At 43.5% G+C, this 16,821-nt stretch carries 10 protein-coding genes; all 10 read right to left on the bottom strand.

Going from position 1 to position 16,821, the window contains the following annotated elements:
- Positions 1-90: 90 nt before the first annotated feature.
- The 10 genes from AC07M6_RS02570 to AC07M6_RS02525 all read right to left on the bottom strand — a co-directional run bounded on the left by AC07M6_RS02570 (position 91) and on the right by AC07M6_RS02525 (position 16,809).
- Positions 91-2,949: a M16 family metallopeptidase gene (locus AC07M6_RS02570; protein WP_494887315.1), complete on the bottom strand. Its 2,859-nt coding sequence runs from the start codon at positions 2,947-2,949 to the stop codon at positions 91-93.
- 137 nt (positions 2,950-3,086) lie between these two features.
- The gene (locus AC07M6_RS02565) at positions 3,087-3,593 is read right to left on the bottom strand and encodes a hypothetical protein (RefSeq protein ID WP_494887313.1); all 507 of its coding nucleotides are present in this window, start codon (positions 3,591-3,593) and stop codon (positions 3,087-3,089) included.
- A gap of 12 nt (positions 3,594-3,605) precedes the next feature.
- Positions 3,606-4,550: a hypothetical protein gene (locus AC07M6_RS02560; protein WP_494887312.1), complete on the bottom strand. Its 945-nt coding sequence runs from the start codon at positions 4,548-4,550 to the stop codon at positions 3,606-3,608.
- Between the two features lie 51 nt (positions 4,551-4,601).
- Complete coding sequence (locus AC07M6_RS02555; RefSeq protein WP_494887310.1) at positions 4,602-5,831, bottom strand: hypothetical protein; 1,230 nt, start codon at positions 5,829-5,831, stop codon at positions 4,602-4,604.
- 1 nt (position 5,832) lies between these two features.
- Positions 5,833-7,158, bottom strand: a complete 1,326-nt coding sequence (locus tag AC07M6_RS02550; RefSeq protein WP_494887308.1) for a MutS-related protein — start codon at positions 7,156-7,158, stop codon at positions 5,833-5,835.
- Positions 7,155-8,507, bottom strand: a complete 1,353-nt coding sequence (locus tag AC07M6_RS02545; protein WP_494887306.1) for a MutS-related protein — start codon at positions 8,505-8,507, stop codon at positions 7,155-7,157. The genes AC07M6_RS02550 and AC07M6_RS02545 overlap by 4 nt, the downstream gene beginning before the upstream one ends.
- Before the next feature lie 2 nt (positions 8,508-8,509).
- Positions 8,510-10,810, bottom strand: coding sequence for a Gldg family protein (locus AC07M6_RS02540; RefSeq protein ID WP_494887304.1), 2,301 nt, complete (start codon positions 10,808-10,810; stop codon positions 8,510-8,512).
- Positions 10,810-11,748, bottom strand: a complete 939-nt coding sequence (locus AC07M6_RS02535; RefSeq protein WP_494887303.1) for an ABC transporter ATP-binding protein — start codon at positions 11,746-11,748, stop codon at positions 10,810-10,812. Before AC07M6_RS02535 ends, AC07M6_RS02540 begins: the two co-directional genes overlap by 1 nt.
- Before the next feature lie 84 nt (positions 11,749-11,832).
- The gene (locus AC07M6_RS02530; protein ID WP_494887301.1) at positions 11,833-13,203 is read right to left on the bottom strand and encodes a RagB/SusD family nutrient uptake outer membrane protein; all 1,371 of its coding nucleotides are present in this window, start codon (positions 13,201-13,203) and stop codon (positions 11,833-11,835) included.
- 18 nt (positions 13,204-13,221) lie between these two features.
- On the bottom strand, positions 13,222-16,809 hold the full coding sequence (locus AC07M6_RS02525) for a SusC/RagA family TonB-linked outer membrane protein (RefSeq protein ID WP_494887299.1): 3,588 nt from the start codon (positions 16,807-16,809) through the stop codon (positions 13,222-13,224).
- Positions 16,810-16,821 lie beyond the last annotated feature (12 nt).

Genomic DNA, 16,821 nt, shown 5'->3' with positions numbered 1-16,821 from the left:
CGATTTACATTGCACTTTTCTCCGATCGCATACACAATTGCCCGCTCAAAAGCGCACGGATCGCCTGGTTAAGCCTTGCGGAATATCCACTTATTGAAGCTTGCTGTTTTCGGGCAGCAGAATGAGCTTGATGAAATTCTCACCATTTAAATACTTAACGGCAAGATCTTTAACATCCGTTGGCTTTACGGCGTTTATTAATCCTGCGTAAATGCGGGGATCCTCCAGGCGCTCTTCATTTTGTACCTGGCCAGATATATAGCCAAGCCACCATTCATTGGTTTTCACTTCAGTTTCCCGCGATCGCAGGACTTCGGCGCGCCATTTATTGATGTTCACTTGTTCTGGCCCGGATTTTATCAGCTTCGCTACCTCATCAAGTGTAGAGGCAATTAATTTGTCCACATTTGACGGTGCACAGCCGAAATTTACAATCAGAGAGAAGCGTTCCTGTGGTAGTTTGGTCATATTTACAGATGCGCCCGGTGTATATACGCCGCTTTCTTCTTCCCGTAACCGTTCCAGCAAGCGTATGGTAAGCACTTCCTTCAACGCGTCCATGGTATACCGGCTCGACTGGCTGTATTTGAATTTGCCGGACCAGACCAATAACACAGTTGCTTTGTCTTCCGTACCCTTAAAAACCTTCTTTTCGTAGTTTCCTTCCGGAATGTTGATGTCCAAATCCTTAGCAGCCATTACGGAATCCAATGCGGGTAAGCCGCCGATATATTTTAACAGCAAAGGTTGTATAGCCTTTACATCAAAATTGCCGACAAAAGTAAAGGTACTGCCGGCGGCATTTCCAAAGCGCTCTTTATATATATCAAAAGCCCTGTCCAGGCTTATCTGGTCAATTTTTGAGATACTTGGACCGCTTCTTCGGATATTATGGTTACCTAATACTGCATAAACCGTATCCTGAAAAACACTGACCGGCGAGTTAGCCCGGTTTTCGAGAGTCGCTTTCGATTTGGCAATCAAGCCGGCAAACAGGTCTTTATCCTTTCTTGGTTGTGTATAGTATGCGTACAATAACTCCAGCGCATTTTCCAATTCAGCGGGGACTGCGGATCCGTTAACGCCTGTCGTGCGCTCTGACATTTGCATGTGCACCCCAATTTGTTTGCCCGGCAAATAGTTATTCAATTGGATGGGATTATAATTACCTGCGCCGAAAGATGAAATTATGCCGGCCGCGTTAGCAGCTGATTCATAATCGCTATCCCTATACAAGGAGGATCCACCGGAAGTAGAACCACTGAACAGAATCTGATTATCTTTAAAATCGGTTGGTTTGAGAATGACTTTGACATGGTTAGCAAATTGAATAGTGGTTAGATTTAATAAACTATCGGTAATCACACTAATAATACGGCCACTTTTTGGTTTAGTTGTGAGTAAAGGTTGTTCATTTACAATATTTTGGTACTGCGATTGTTTTTCCTGCTCAACCTGACTCATCCATGTTAGTACCTTTTGTTCATCAGGCAGATTGCTTTTATCCTTATCCGGGGCCATTATTAATATATCCCTATCGTATGTTTTAATTTGCGCCCGGGCCAGATTATTCAGGTCGCTTAAATTTATTCCAGGTAAAGATTTTTTGAGCAGCGCATATTCAAATTGTATACCTGGGGATACGGTTCCTTTTAAGAAATATTGAAGGTATTCATTAACGTAACTGTCTGAATTTACTTTTTTACTTTCCTTGACGCTGGCTTCCATTTTACTCAGGTAATTTTGCTTAGCCCGGTCCAGCTCTCTTTGCGTAAAACCTAATTTTTTTATCCGGTCGGTTTCCCTCCAAATAGCTTTAAGGCCTTTTTCCAATTGCCCCGGGTTAGCATTTACAAAAACCGAAAACTGGTCGATTCCCCCTAAAAGTTCACCGATCCCCATGCCGCCGCTTATAAATGGAGGGTTAGCCTGGCGCTGTAACTCAGTTATACGCTCATTCATCATGAAGTTAAAGAGTTGCCTGATGACGGATTGGCGGAAGTCACCCGCCGTCTTCAGTGCAAGGCCCGGATGTTTAATGATGATTTGCAAAACGGTTGATGTCATTTCCTGATCAGTTACCGTTAGAAACTGGTTTTTGCCGGTAAGCGGAATGTTGTACCCGGGTCTTGCTCTTTCGTTTTTTGGGTTTTTCAGGTCGCTGAAGTTTTTCAAAATGCTCTTTTCCATCTGGTTCACATCAACATCGCCCACTACAATTAGCGCCTGCAGATTAGGGCGGTACCAGTCATGGTAAAACGACCTGATGGTTTCGGGCTTAAACCGTGTAATTACCGAGTCTGTCCCGATCGGCATGCGGGTTGCGTACCGGGAATGATTAAGCATAACCGGCCAATATTGCCGCTGCATCCTGTCCTGGGCTCCTTTACCCAGGCGCTTCTCTTCCAAAATCACACCTCGTTCTTTATTGATCTCGTCCGGATCAAGCGTGGCGTCCTGCGCCCAATCCCGCATAATTTGTATACCTTGAGACAGAATCCCGGGGTCATCAGACGGCAAGGGCAGCTGGTACACGGTTTCATCAAACGAGGTATAGGCATTCAGATCAGCGCCAAAACGTACACCTGTTTTTTGCAGGTAGTTAACCAAATCACTTTTTGGAAAGTGCCTGGTGCCATTAAAGTTCATATGTTCGAGAAAATGCGCCAGACCTTGCTGTTCATCACGCTCAAGAATAGACCCGGCTTTGTTGGCCAAATAGAATACTACCCTGTTCTTAGGTTCTTCGTTATGACGGATGTAATAAGTAAAGCCATTGGCCAATTTACCAGTCCTCACCCTGGGGTCGAGCGGCAGGGCCCCATCTTTTGGATGCCCTTTGGTGGCACGTGTAATTAACTGGCTGTAAACCTTGTTACTGCCTAAACCAAAGATGATAAGGCAAGCAGCTGCAACCATCCATTGACGGTTAGTAAATAGTTGTTTCATTTATTGGGTATATGGAAAAATTTGTTTTTATATGCAATAGGTTTCGGTGGTATATCGTACCTAACGATTAACTGAAATGATCAAATTAGGCGGTCGCCAACTTATCACCTCAATGTTATCTCCCCGGCTTCCGGCTCTTAATACTCAGGCTCAATAACAATTCCTTTCATTTTCAAAATGTTCACGCTGTCTTTGTGAAACAATATCGCGCCAGACAACATACCGGGGTTAGTATATAATGCCTCCAATATATAGCGCCTATCTTTTGAGAAATAAAAACTTAGGTACATTCCGGGAAGATGGTCTGCTGTATAGTTACCCACAAATTTCAGATTGCCGTAGCTGGATTTAGCTTTCCAGGACTCTGCCTTGATATCTGTTTTTCTGAACATGTTTGGAGAGGACCTTGGAGGTAAAAAACGGATACTGTCAAAATTCCCATACACAAAAAATGAATCGGCAATCAAGCCTGGAATGTGGTTTGTGGGGCCGTTCCAATATGCTTTTCCTATTAGTTTACCCAATTTTCCACGAGGTATATTTTCGAATGAAACATAATAATATCCATCCCGTTGTATTTTACTGGATACACATGCTAAAAAAACAAAAGATATTGTACTAAGTATAGTGATATATTTTTTCAAATTGCTCATATATTAGTTTCTTAACAGACCAGTTTGTTTACATTTTACACTGCTGAAATATGTAAAGCCCGGTGTATCATGTAAACCTCCAATAAAGCCAGCACCATTGTAAGTGATCCTCACTGTACCTGTAAGAGTATAACTATTATAAACGTTATCTAATGCTGATACGGTAAAGCCCGCGCCTGTTTCTGTTCCAGCTTTATACCTGGTTACATCAGCTTCGCCAGCGAGTTTTACCTCGCCGGTAGTAGAAATGACTCTTTTGCGCATTTCACTTCCCAGAGCGACAACATTTACCAAACTCGTATTTCCCTGTGTATAAATAGTCTGCAGGTATGCTAGTCCGGATGAAGAGTAGGTACCCCAATGAGGTCCATCAGGGACTATATGGGGCGGTGCCCCAACCTGTTCAGCAATTTCGACTAAATGTCCCCGGTCATTCAGTGCATTTTTATCAATCACAGCAACAAATGGAATGACCATTTTTATTCTGTTTCCCCTAATCGCAAATGTCGAATAATTTTCACTAACTGCCCGGAAGCCCTTACGTAAAGTGGTAGCCCTGGGTGAAGCACCTGCAACTGTACGGTAATCTGCGTCACCCTGGCCTATGTTGCAGGCAAATAAGGTTGTAAAACTGCCAAAATTTTGCTCTTCATAGCCAATACCATTAGCGTCCACACCTGATACGTTATTCGCAATCGAAGATTTATTTTTTTGACTGCTTTCCCTTTTGATTTCATTGATCTTGTTTTCAAAACCAGCTGAATCAATTACAGCACTACTTGTAAGAAACTTAGTTAATTTTAAATGTTCTTCATTAGTCAATTTTGTACTAATGCCGTTACTCTTTATGGTTTTATCCTCATTGATATTTTTATCTTTTCTTTTGCAGCCAACCGTTAAAGCTGAACAGTAGAGTAAAAGCAGCATTAATTTACCTGATGTTTTCATGTGATCAATTTTTAGGTTTAAATTGTTTTTAAGCCTCTTTATGTACATTTTCTATAACGACCCACGTTTGAACTTGGCAACCCTGACGTTGTTTCCTTTCAGGATAAGCTTAACGGAAAATACCATAGTAGGATCCTGATACTCCTGAATTGTCTTTTTGATAGTGCTCAAACTTCTTTCCAGCTTTTTCCGAAACAATACCACACCATCCATGGTCACTGAAACTGGCTTATCCAGATCAAGAAGATGGTCATTGAGATTAATGTTGAGTTCGCTAAAAGTATTTTTGCCGACACGTATTTCGTTACCAACGATGCTGACCTCGGCCATGGCTCCCTTGACCTGGGCGTCGTTTGGCGCAGACAGCCAGTAAAAGCGGTGCTGTACCCTATTGTCCTCTACCCAAATAACCTTGTCAGGAAAAGGATTTCTTTTATGAGCGGCTAACCAGGGTATCGCGATCGTATCCCGCCGGTCCATCCAGTGCGCCTTATCTGCATATAAATGAAAATCGTGGATAAATCCTTTGGGGTCGAGCCTCTGCAGGCTGTCTAATTTTTGGTTAAACGCAATGGCCAGGGTATTTCGGCTATAAGCCGTGTCTCTACCTCCCATATAAATGGCGAATGGCAGGTTCCGGAGATTAAGCGCATTAGCATCTCCGGGATGGCCGGCCATCATGGAAGCGGCAGCAAAACGGTCAGCCATACGCGGGGCAAGTTGAAATACCCCGTCGCCACCTGCCGAGTATCCCAGGATGTAGACTTTATTCGGATTGACATCTTCCAGGATGACAGCGTAGCGGATTAATGAATCCAGCAAATTGTCGATATGATCTTCGTGCCATAAATTCCAGGTATTAGTAGGTGCCCTTGGCACAATACAAAACCCTTCTTTTATCGGATACAGGGTCCGCTGGTTTTCCCACTGCTGATCGTTAACCTTCGGAGGCGCATTACCACCACCGTGAAGTGATATGTAGAGGCTACGCCCATCAGCAGGTTTGTTGCCAAATGCCCGATAGGCAATTGGCATAGCATATTTTCCAAAGCGGATAACTCCTTCTGACCACACCTTCTCTGCCGCCCGACGTAACTTGTTTTTTTCTATCGTCCATTCTTTTCTTGCAAGCTTTTCCGCTTCCACGCGGCTTAACCCTTTTTGAGCAAAGGAAGGGATAGCTAAGATGAGCAGGATACAAATCAGCGGAACCAACTTTATCCAATGAGAAGAGAAAAGACTTTTTCCTGGAGAAAAAGTTTCATTTATATTGTTTTTCATGTTATTTTTCAGTTAGTAAAGCCAGTATTCCTTCATTTTCAATAATGAGCATACCCTGACGATCTGTGGTTATGCCCGTTTCCAGCTTATATGTATATTTGGGTACGTTTCCCCGCATAACCGTTGGTAAAAAAGCGAACTGTACATTTTCGGAGGTTTTCTGCAAAGCTTCGCCTACCTCGATAATATGCGTAGAGATGATAAAAAAAGACTGATGATACTGCGCAAACGCTGCTGTAACGGCCAGCGTAGCATCATACGCATCCTTTACATTGGTGCCTTTGAACAATTCGTCAAATAAGACGATGAAGCTATTTCCGGTAGCTACTTCCTCCGCCGCCTTTTTTACGCGCAATACTTCTGCATAAAAATGGCTATACCCCATATTCAGGTTGTCGGAAACATTGATGGAGGAATAAATACCATCGCGAACTGAAAACTGCATGTGTCTTGCAGCAACGGGAAAACCCATATGGGCCAGGTAAACAGCAATGCCAAAAGCTTTCATGAACGTTGATTTACCGGCCATATTGGCTCCGGTCAAAAATAGCATGTTACTGCCTTCGTCGAAATTTATAGGATTGGCAACCCCATCAATTAACGCCGGATGCCATAATTCGCTGATCCTGACCAGATGCTCTGCTTTTGGCACCGCTTCCGCGTAGGTGAATCCACGATCTCTGCCAACTGCGCTTACAGCAATGTAGATATCCAGTTTATAGATATTTTCCAACAGGGTTTCCATCTCTGTCTGCAGCGTTTTTTTGATCAGATAATCATAAGCTGCCAGCTGCAGAATGGAAAATTTTACCGGATTTATTTGTTCCAGTAAATTCCGAAGACGGGGATGGGCAAGGATATCTAATAATATGCTTTTTTCATGATCAAAGGGCGTTGTTTCAATATCATTTAACAAGTCCAGAAACCTGCGCAAATCATTCAACATTTTAATCGTTACCGAAAGGCCGTTTTGTAATTTCTCATAGCGTTCATCCTTTAGGAGATAGTTTTGAACCCTCGTGGAAACAACATGCAATAAGGCGCCCGGATAATTGCTGCTTGTGCCCATGCGGAAATAATTTTCTACTTCCTGGAAATCCTGCTTGCTAAACGGGAATAACATTTTTTTCTGTCCGAAGTAGTTAAATAAACCGCATCGTTTATTGATCGATTGCGGATCAGTGAGTGGTTGTTGAAACATTTGCTGCAACAGCCGCTCTCCGCCACTGGTTTGCACTTTATTGAATAGATTAAAAATAGAACCCGGCGTATATTTACCCAGTAAGTTCAGATCTTCCTGGGTTTGTTTGTCGATTTTAAAGCTCATAATCCTCGATTAGACATCCGCTCCAAACCGGATTTTAAGATTTCCAGGATACCTTCATTTTTAACAATCACCATACCATGGCGATCTGCGGTTAACCCCTGTTTTAAAGAATAGGTATATACCGGTTTGTTCCCATCCATCAGTGTCGGCAAATACACAAAGTTGATATTATCGCATTTCTTTTGAAGCACCTCTCCCGCCTCGATAATATGTGTGGAAATCACAAATTGACTATTCCGTTTACCTCCAAAGGCTTCTGTAAAAGCAATAGTTGCTTCGCAGGCATCCTTAACATTCGTACCCCTGAACATTTCATCAAACAGTACAAACAAGTTCTTCCCCTGCTTAAGCTCTAATGCTATTTTTTTAATCCTTAAGACTTCAACATAAAAGTGACTGGCACCCATGCCCAGGTTATCCGGTAAATTGATGGTCGTAAACATTCCGTCCAGAACAGAAAACTGCATGTCTTTTGCTGCAACCGGGAAACCCATATGCGCCATGTAAAGCGCAATACTGAGCGATTTCATAAAGGTTGATTTACCCGCCATGTTTGCACCGGTCAGAAAAATAACGTTACTGTCCGCCGTAATACTTATGGAATTGGGCACTGCCTTTTCCAGCTGTGGATGGTAAACGCCTTCAAGCCTTACTTCATTCCGATCTTCAGGCATAGCTTTGGGGAAGATAAAGCCCCGATCTGCTGCGACTTTTCCAACAGTGATATACACATCCAATTTATAGATATAGGTCAGTAATTCGATGACCATGTCACGGAAGCGAAACCTGAAAAACTCATCAAATTCCGCGAATTCCGCGGCCGAAAGTTTTTTTCCTGACTGTGTTGCTATACCATGTGAGAAAGCAGAATTATTCAGAAGACTCCAGATCCCGGTCGCCTCCGACCAGTAAAAATTCAACGCGTCCGGTTCTAAGCCGTTCATAAACTGAGTCAGATCCTTCATGAGCGCTAATAAGACCGTAACCCCATTATGCATGGAAGAGGTATCGCCGTCCGGCATAACTATGTTGCTTAGTTTTCTGACAACCGAATCGTCCTGCGCTGAAAGCTTGGTCCGATGATCAACATTCTGCAAATAGGATTCCACCGTATCAAACTGATGGGCAGGAAAAGGGAACTTTAATCCTGCTTTAGCGAAATATTGAATAGTTTCGCTTCTTTCAGTAATTTGGGCATAATTGGAAAGCGGGGAGCGGAACATCTCTTCCAGGATCGCCGCTCCGCCACGCGTAGTGGTTCGATTGAAAATCTGATAAATGGAATCGGCCCCCTGTTTGCCGAAAAGATTCAGGTCGTTAATGGTCTGCTGATCGATAAGGAATGCCATCGCTATTTTCTTTTTCTCCTGATTAATATTATACTCCCAATGGCCAGTAAGATGCCCGGAAGCACCCAGATCAGCACAACTCTTAAATTTTTAACCTGGTCTTTTTTAACCAGTACCAAGGTATCCTTTGCCATGGGCCGGAAACTGCTGATAGGAAACTGCCCATAACTCAGCCAGCTAAAAACGCCCGTATTAAAGGCAAAGTTTGCGGTCCTCATATTAAAGCGATTCAATTCAGCATTAGACATAAAATCGGCATCTCCGGAAACGATGATGCGCTGTTCTTTGCCGTTTAAATTTCTTGTAATACTTGCCGCAAGCGGAAATGGCTTTTTCAGGTCGCCTTTCTCCGGCTCAAACTTGACGGTTGCAGAGTCACTTAAGAATTTGTCTTTTTTTAACCAGCTTTTTCTGGCATCGGTTATCAGCAATGGTCTAATATTGTATACTGTTGAACCTTCGATAGAAAGTGCCGCCGCTGTCGGCATGGAGACAACTATGCTATCATGATGTATTTGCTTTAGCGGTGGGAAAAGGTTTCCTGCCGCGCTGGTCAGGAAGGGTGCGGCCAGGTCGGGCTGGAGATCCCTGCTTTGTTGTACGATAGCCCCGTTCATCAATTGCACACCAAATTGTTTCAGCAAAGGGTTCAAAACAGCTTGCTTTCCGGGTTCGCCGGAGATCAATAGGTTACCACCGGCATCTATATATTTTTGTAGTTTAGCTGTTGCTGCGGGACTAAGTAAGATCTTTGGATCTGCCAATACGAGGGCGGAAATATCGGAAGGAATAACACCGGACTCCAATGAAATGGTATCCACGTCAAAACCCTGATTTAAAAGCGAGTTCCTGAAATTTTTCAAGTTTGTCAGCGCGCGATAGTCGCGATCTCCAATTTTAATGATATTACGTTCCAGGTTTCCTGTGGCAAACAGTATTTTGGGAATTTTAGCTTGCAGAAGCCTTTTTAACGCAGCCGATACCTCCGTTTCAGAAGGCCAGTGCTCGTTATCAGGAAACACGCGCAAAAATGTTTTTCGTCCCTTATATTTCAACTGCATGATGTAATAATTGGGTTCCTGTGAAAGGTCGATCATTTTTCTGATCTCTTCGGGCCGCTTAAACTGATCGAGGCTCATGTCACCGTTTTTAGCTACCTTTTCGGCAATCTGCGCTAAGGACTTTCCCGGGTTTCTTCTCGTAATTTCTCCACCCATACCCAGCGTATCGTAATACATGACATTTTTTAAGATGATGTTGTGTTTAAAACGAACGTAAGGCGCCCATTCGTTGATGTTTTTCTGGTACGATTCCGGATTCCCGTCTTCCATAAATCCGCCAAACAAATTAGCATAACCGGTTACTTCCAGCGGCTCGTCACCAAGTTCCCTGATGATCTTTTGCGTCTCCGGGCTAATGGTATTGGTTTTGTTTTCCGTAACATCGAAATAAACAATGAGTTGAGGAATCGCACTGATGCAACCAATAGCCAGCGTGCAAATAACAATAATGCTATAACGCGTGATTTTCACCAGCGGCGATGTCGATTCCATGCCCGACTTCAACTTATAGATGGTTAGTCCCAGAAAGAGAAACACAATAGCCAGAAAGTACACGATACCATTACTGGTGATCAGCCCGGCAAGCATCCAGTCAGTACGGCCGGCCACGGAAAGGAAGTAAGTAACATCTCTTAAAAATGGTACTCCGCGCCACAAACCTGATATATTATACAATACACCAAAAGTTACAAATGTGCATACAGCTGCTACGATTTGATAAGTGGTCAGTGAGGACATAAACAACCCGATAGCTGAATAAGCGCAAAGTAGCAGGAACAGGCCAAGCAGGCAGCTTAAAAGCAAACCGGTATCAGGTGATTTTACGGTAAAATAGCTTAACGCGATGAAAAAAGCTACGATAGAGACCAGTAAAAAGCTCAGTGCTACCATCGCTCCAAACTTTCCCAATACAATTTCGCGTACACGAATGGGTGATGAATAAAGCAGCTTGATTGTACCGCTGCTGGTCTCGCGGCTGATAAGGCCCATGGTAAGTAAAGGAAGATAGAGATACAAGTTTCCCATTACAGTCGACAACAGACCGTTTCCTCCGGAAAATATCCCTCCAATTATGCTGAAGGTGTTTTTAAAGCCGCCTTCCTGAATTTCGGCAAAGGATTCCAGCATTTTTGAATACACAATTCCGCATTGAATCGCAAAGATGATAATGAGAAACCAGGCTATTGGAGAATAAAAAAGTAATTTTAACTCTGTCTTTGCAATTCTAAAAATAGTTTTCATTAAGATGTTTTATTGGACTGGTGTTGTGATAGTTGTTTAAATATTTCCTCGACTGAGTTCTTCTCGAGCGTGATTTCCTGAAGCCGCCAGCCTTTGTTGACGCTTTCGTTTACTATGGTCTCGGCGATTCCCGAATCGCCGCTAAAGAACAGCCGAACGAGCTTCTCCGTAAGCAGATCCGCCTTCATGACGCCTTGAAGGGCTTCAAGTTCCCTAATCGCAGGCATATTGTTCAGGTGAACGAGCATACTATGCGGCGCTATGTAATTATTAAATGCATCCATGCTATCTTCAAAAACAATTCTGCCGTTCTCGATCATCATGATATCCCTGCATAGCAGTTGTACTTCAGAAAGGATATGAGAAGAAAATATGACAACCCTGTCCCTGGCAATGTCTTTGATCAACGCCCTTACCTCGATGATCTGATTTGGATCCAGACCGTTCGTTGGCTCGTCCAGGACAAGCACTTTGGGCCGGTGTACAATTGCTTGTGCTATCCCCACGCGTTGCCTGTATCCACCGGAAAGGTTTTTTATGAGCCGGTCACTAAAGTGGGCTATCCCGCAACGCTCTTTGGCTGCTTTAACCGCATCTTTTCGCTCATTACCCGACATATGTCTTAATCCCGCGCAATACATAAGGTACTCGTCGACGGTAAGGTCCATGTATAACGGTGGATTTTGGGGTAAGAACCCTATATCCTTTTTTGCCCGCATAGGATCATCCCTGAAATTTACACCGTCTATGTAAACGTTTCCCTCGGTCTGGTTCAGGGACCCGCAAAGGATGTTCATGGTTGTCGACTTTCCAGCGCCGTTCGAACCTAAAAGCCCAACAATCCCGTAGCTGTTGATCTCCATGTTAATGTCGCGTATAGCCCAGTTGGCGCTATATTTATGTGACAGATTTTCTATTTTGACAATACTTTTCTGCATTACTGACTTTAATTTTTAGGCAATTCAATTCCGTATTGATGAACCCGATAAGGGTAAATCAATACGGAAAATGAGTAAATGGATTTATTTTGGATTCTGTATGAGTTCCGGATTCTGGTTTACAATGATTGAAGAAAAAGGGAAAACGTACCCGTTACTGTTAGGCGCCAGCGTATAAGTAACATTCTTAAAGGTACGTGTGACTGTTTTGGCCAATGAAGGCTCTTTGTTTAAGCGTTTCTGGTCAAACCAGCGGAGGCCTGTTCCGAAAAACTCCCTCCGGCGCTCATCAATAACCATTTGCAAAGCCTGCTGGTCACTCGTGGCGGTCAGGGCTACATAATCGCTTGGGGTAAACCTAAATTTACGCAGGTCATTCAGCATTTGTACCGCTTCATTACGTTGTCCTGCCCTTGCCAGGCATTCCGCCCGGATCAGCCAGGTTTCATTTACCGTTAAGCCAACGCACGCCGGATCGGAACCGCCGCCAGCCCAAAAACCTCTGCCATTAAAAACAGGATAAAACTGATCACCTGGTTTGGTAAACAGGACGTATCTCAGATCTTTGGTCCCAAGTAAATTCAGCAGATCATCACTTAACTGAGGTGCGGAATAAGTAATCCTGGGTATTTTGCGCAGCAGGATTTGTTTATTTTCCATGAGCGTTGGAAAAGGTAGATTTAAAGGATTGACAGATTTATTGTAATCATAAAGTTCACTGGAAAGGGCGAGTGATTGTTCTGCCGCCTGCCGTGAAGCTTCAAAATTCCGCATGTTTAAATGTACTTTGGCCAGTAAGGCATAGGCTGCCGGCCTGCTTGGCCTTACAGCATTTTCCTTGATAACCGATATCAGGGGGATCGCTATTTCCAGGTCTTTAAGCACCTGAGCGTAAACTTGTGCAACAGTTGCTCTCGGTAAGGGTACAAATAACTTCGCTTCAAGCAAGAGCGGCACCCCCAGGTCGGTATTGGCCGTACCGGCGTCATACTGCTTAGCATAAGAGTTGACCAGGGTAAAATAAGTAAAGGCCCGCTGTACAAGTGCCTCAGCATAAATTTCATTCCGTTCCGCCAGCGAACCGCCTTTACTGTCCATAACGCCTGTTATCACGGTGTTATAGGTGTACATCGCTTTATACATCGCATTCCAGTCAAAATCGTCAATTTTTTCAAGATAAAAGGGCTTGTCCCAGGTATACATCGCCAGGCTCGAATTGTCGGTTGAAATTTGATCCTGAATATTAGGATCTTTTAGATCAATGTCATCACAGCCCAAAATGGCCGGATTCCCTGAGCCAAATTCAGCACTTGTTTGGCTATTGATTAGTAAGCGGTAATCCTGCGTATATACCAAAACTCTTTGTCCCTGAACCGGAACATTTTCGACGTACTTACGACAAGACACTAAGGCAAAGGTTAATATGGCTATTAAAAATATTTTTACAATATTCATGATGATGTCTTTGTAGGGTTATAAACTCAGGTTAACTTGGAACGAATAGGTCCGTACGGGGGCCAATTGGTAAGTGCTACTTTCATTATAAAGGTAGTCGGGGTCAATTTTTTCTTTATTCGCAGCCCAGATCATACCCAGATTGCGGCAAACCGCCGATACGCTTAAAGCTTTAATTCCTAATTTGGCCGCTACCCGCTGAGGGATCGAATACCCCAGGCGTACTTGTTGCAACTTAACATTACTTCTGCTTCTGACCAGTAAATCAGAATTTGAATACCTTTCTACACTGGTGCCATAAAAGTAACCGAGGTTATAATCAGTATTAATTCCGGGAACCGTTGTGGTCAACTCATCACCGGGGTTTCTCCAGCGTTTTGCCAGGTCCCCTGCACTGCTTACAAAATCGGTAAGTGTATTGATGGATGGTTTCCGAAAAACCCCACCTAACTGATACTGGAACTGTAAACCCAGGTCAAATTGCTTATAAGTAACATTTGTAAAATAGGCACCAAACCAGGGAGAAGCAGTTCTGCCGGAATACGCTTTAATGTCATAATAGGGATAGTCGGCAGTTGTATAAATTTTCCCGGGTTCTTTGGGGTCTTCAATAAGTGTTTCACCCTTTGCGTCCAAACCTGCAAACTTATAGGAGAACAGGAAGTCAGTTGGATAACCGTCGTGAATAATTTGTCCCTGGTAGACATCTTCATTGCCGATAGGCAGCTTAAAACGCTCGTCATGAATAATGTTGGTATTATATGACAAGTTGATGGTATTATTCCAGGTTACTGTTTTAGACCTTACCAGGGCGAAGGACACCCCAAGGTCAACACCTTGCCCGTCCAATCTTGCTGCGTTGAATAAGGTTTCGCTAAATCCGTAGGTTGCATTGATCGGTAAAGTATAAAATATGTCTGTGGTGTGTTTCTTGTAGTATTCTAATGTACCGGAAATGCGGCCATTGAATAATGAAAATTCAAGACCATAATTTAACATTCTGGTTTTCTCCCACGCCAGGTTTTCCCTTGCCGGATTTTTTATGTCAGCATAAGGAAGTCCTGAATAAAAACTCGTCCCCAACAAATCAATTACGGTTACCGGCGCATAGCCTTGTGGTGCGTTTCCGGTGAAACCATAAGTAAAGCGGCCGGATAAGGCGCTTAACCATTCAACATCTTTCAGGAAGTTCTCTTGTTTGATATTCCAGCCGATCCCGCCAGACCAAAGCGGGATCGCCCTTTTTCTGCGCTCAACGCCTAAAAGGTTAAAATCGTCAAAACGTGCGCTACCCGATATGGTGTACTTTTTGTCGTAGGTGTAAGCGGCGTTCGCGTAATAAGAAAGGGCCCTTGTCGTTTTCTCCACCACTGCCCCGGTTGTACTGCCTAAACTGGGGCGCTGGCCATAGATATCCGTGTACCGGACTGTTGGGTTTACAGTACTGAACGAATTGATCTCTTTATTGTAGCCATAACGGTTCTCTCCACTGCTCTTATTAAAAACCTCACGGATTTCATTACCCAAAACCGCATTCAATTCATGCTTATCGTTCCAGTTTTTATTAACATTAAGCTGCCCCCTGAGGTTGTAACTTCTTACTAATAAATTGCTTAATCCAAGTTTTCCGCCAATTGGGATGCCGTAAACCGGTCTGCCTGCAGAATTAATACTTGTAGCCCGATTGATCATGATCCGGGATTCATAGCTGTCCGGCTCCTGGTAATTCTCGCGCTCATTAAAATTTCTGGCCAGATTTCCGGATACTGATAAGCTCAACCAGGGTGTGATCTTACCATTAACATCAAGGATAAGGCCCAGATTATTAGCGGTATTTACGGTATTGTTATAATTTAATTCATCAATTGGTGAATATCGAAATGGAAGGTATCCTTGACTTTCAAAAGCCCGGGCGCGTTCAGGCACCATAAAAACATCATAGTATTTGGTGCTCCCGTCAGGATTTGTGAGCATATCATACGGGCGCAGGCTTCCTGGTGACATACTCATGGCCTGTGCTGAGGTGGGATTAGTCTTGTCCGTGGTATTCGCATAATTCAGAGAAGTATTGATCATTATGCGATTCTTGAAGAAACCGGAGCTTGTACCAATATTAAAAGAATATCCCTTGTTCCGGTTGCTTTTGTATACCCGGTCATCCGTATAGTAGTAGCCGGACATGTAATAAGAGCTATTGACACCTCCGCCTGACAGCGACAGATTATATTGTTTCGTGGCTGGCCTTTGCAGTAAATACTGTGAGACCTGATCCCTGTTATCATTCTGTCCGAGTGCCGCCAGTTCTGCATTCATTTGAGCTTCACTGATCTCTCCGCGCTTATTCCTGAAAATAATGGCTTGAGCCTGACTGTTATTACGCGGAAGGTAGCTTGAAGGTGCCGGATCTGATAAGAGATTAGCGTTGATCATATCTTTCTCCAGGTCAATATATTCCGGTACCGAAAGCCTCGGCCCATACTTTGTTCCTGGTTTGGCACTCGTACTGTAAGTCGTCGAGAAATTAAGCGTAGGCACAGCATTTTGCTTACCCTTTTTTGTGGTGACTACAATCACCCCGTTGGCAGCCTGGATTCCCCATATGGATGCAGCAGCCGCATCTTTAAGAAAGGTTATCTGTTGAATGTCATCCGGATTGAGAAGGTCTAACGCGCCCCGCGCAATGGAAATCTGTGATGGAAATCCGTCAATAACGAGCAGAGGTTCCACGCTCACCTGCGTATACTGGCCAACTATCGTAGAGATGCCGCGAATGTTAATGGTTCCGTTACGGCTTTGGCCGGCTGTTGTTTTGGTGGAAATATTAACACCCGGAACCATACCCTGTATACGTTCAAGTACACTGATCGTCGGAAACTGGGCAAGTTCTTTAGCAGTGATAACGCCAAACGACCCTGTCGCCCGTTCTTTGTTTAAATTTTGATAACCTGTATTTACAATGGTAACGGTTGATAACTGCGCAGCTAAGGGCTTTAAAGCAATAACAATGCTCGTTTTAGATTTAAGTACCGTTGTATCCGGCTTGTAGCCAATAAATGTGGTAATGATCGTCTCTTTCCCGGAAACGTCAAGCAGTTTGAATGTACCTTTGGCATCGGTAATATATAACTTTCCTGCACCTTGAACGGATACACTTGCTCCTGGCATAGGTTCTCCGCTCTCATTAACGACTAAGCCATTTACATCCATGTTAGTAAAAGCTGCGCTGATTCTGTCTAATAATGATGGTTCTTTCCGGGACACTACCACTATTTTATCCTGAATTTCGTAGGCTAACGGCTGATCTTTGAATAATATTTCCAAAACATCTTTTAGCTCCATATTAACCACCCGGATGTTCACGGGCCTTGCTTCCTTAAGGATATCTCCGTCTGCAACAAAATCTACCCCGGTCTGCACTTTAATATTAGCAAACAGCTTAACCAAAGGTGTATTTTTTTCTGACAAGGAAATTTTCTGTGCAAATCCGGCAGCGGCAACTTGCATCAGCGATGCAAACAAAATCAAGCAGGTTAATCGCATGATGAGGAAAATTTTATGGGATACAAAGCTTTGTATACCCTTTTTTATGGTATATTTTCTATACATTTATCTGAGTTT

It is taken from the genome of Mucilaginibacter sp. GW821-FHT07H05, from assembly GCF_059418485.1.
Note: the sequence above shows the minus strand (reverse complement) of the source record. Positions and strands in the feature narration are given on the sequence as shown.

Coding starts and splice junctions, on each gene's coding strand:
- AC07M6_RS02570 (WP_494887315.1), bottom strand. CDS start 2,949: ATGAAACAACTATTTACTAACCGTCAATGGATGGTTGCAGCTGCTTGC.
- AC07M6_RS02560 (WP_494887312.1), bottom strand. CDS start 4,550: ATGAAAACATCAGGTAAATTAATGCTGCTTTTACTCTACTGTTCAGCT.
- AC07M6_RS02555 (WP_494887310.1), bottom strand. CDS start 5,831: ATGAAAAACAATATAAATGAAACTTTTTCTCCAGGAAAAAGTCTTTTC.
- AC07M6_RS02550 (WP_494887308.1), bottom strand. CDS start 7,158: ATGAGCTTTAAAATCGACAAACAAACCCAGGAAGATCTGAACTTACTG.
- AC07M6_RS02545 (WP_494887306.1), bottom strand. CDS start 8,507: ATGGCATTCCTTATCGATCAGCAGACCATTAACGACCTGAATCTTTTC.
- AC07M6_RS02540 (WP_494887304.1), bottom strand. CDS start 10,810: ATGAAAACTATTTTTAGAATTGCAAAGACAGAGTTAAAATTACTTTTT.
- AC07M6_RS02535 (WP_494887303.1), bottom strand. CDS start 11,748: ATGCAGAAAAGTATTGTCAAAATAGAAAATCTGTCACATAAATATAGC.
- AC07M6_RS02530 (WP_494887301.1), bottom strand. CDS start 13,203: ATGAATATTGTAAAAATATTTTTAATAGCCATATTAACCTTTGCCTTA.
- AC07M6_RS02525 (WP_494887299.1), bottom strand. CDS start 16,809: ATGTATAGAAAATATACCATAAAAAAGGGTATACAAAGCTTTGTATCC.